1 protein-coding gene is annotated in these 1,213 nt (G+C 61.9%); it reads left to right on the top strand.

The window, feature by feature from the left end; all coding sequences use genetic code 11:
• The first annotated feature begins 1 nt into the window (after position 1).
• Complete coding sequence (gene tuf, locus BW970_RS20240) at positions 2-1,177, top strand: elongation factor Tu (protein ID WP_076534764.1); 1,176 nt, start codon at positions 2-4, stop codon at positions 1,175-1,177.
• The last annotated feature ends 36 nt before the right edge of the window (positions 1,178-1,213 follow it).

Consider the following 1,213-nt stretch of genomic DNA (forward strand, 5'->3'; position numbering starts at 1 on the left):
CATGGCGAAGGCAAAGTTTGAACGTAACAAGCCGCACGTGAACATCGGGACGATTGGTCACGTTGACCACGGCAAGACGACGCTGACGGCTGCGATCACGAAATACTACGGCGAGTTCCGTGCGTATGACCAGATTGACGGTGCGCCGGAAGAGCGTGCGCGCGGGATCACGATCTCGACGGCCCATGTGGAATACGAGACGGCGAACCGCCACTATGCGCACGTCGACTGCCCCGGCCACGCGGACTATGTGAAGAACATGATCACGGGTGCGGCGCAGATGGACGGCGCGATCCTGGTCTGTGCGGCGTCGGACGGCCCGATGCCGCAAACGCGCGAGCACATCCTGCTGGGCCGTCAGGTCGGCATTCCGTACATGGTCTGCTACATGAACAAGGTTGACCTTGTTGATGACGAAGAGCTGATCGAGCTGGTGGAAATGGAAATCCGCGAGCTGTTCTCGTCCTACGAATATCCGGGCGACGACATTCCGATCATCAAGGGTTCGGCGCACCAGGCGATGCTGGGCGAATCGAAAGAGATCGGCGAGGATTCGATCCATGCGCTGATGAAGGCGGTGGACGAATACATCCCGACCCCGGCGCGTGCGGTTGACCAGCCCTTCCTGATGCCGATCGAGGACGTGTTCTCGATCTCGGGCCGCGGCACGGTTGTGACCGGCCGTGTGGAGCGTGGCGTGATCAACGTGGGCGAGGAAGTCGAGATCGTCGGCATCCGTCCGACCACGAAATCGACCGTGACCGGCGTGGAAATGTTCCGCAAGCTGCTGGACCGCGGCGAGGCTGGCGACAACATCGGCGCGCTGCTGCGCGGCGTGGACCGTGAAGGCGTGGAACGTGGCCAGGTGCTGTGCAAGCCGAAATCGGTGACGCCGCACACCAAGTTCGAAGCCGAAGCCTACATCCTGACCAAGGAAGAAGGCGGCCGCCACACCCCGTTCTTTGCGAACTACCGTCCGCAGTTCTACTTCCGCACGACCGACGTGACGGGCATGGTCGAGCTGCCGGAAGGTACCGAAATGGTGATGCCGGGCGACAACCTGAAGTTCAACGTCGAACTGATCGCCCCGATCGCCATGGAAGAAAAGCTGCGCTTCGCCATCCGTGAAGGCGGCCGCACCGTCGGCGCCGGCGTCGTCGCAAAGATCATCGCTTAATCAGGATCGGAAGGGGGGCGGCTAACCCCGCCTTCC

The sequence above is a fragment of the Gemmobacter megaterium genome (assembly GCF_900156815.1).
Taxonomy (GTDB): domain Bacteria; phylum Pseudomonadota; class Alphaproteobacteria; order Rhodobacterales; family Rhodobacteraceae; genus Wagnerdoeblera; species Wagnerdoeblera megaterium.

What these genes read in the sequence shown, in the direction of transcription:
- tuf (WP_076534764.1), top strand. Translation starts at nt 2, where the DNA reads ATGGCGAAGGCAAAGTTTGAACGTAACAAGCCGCACGTGAACATCGGG.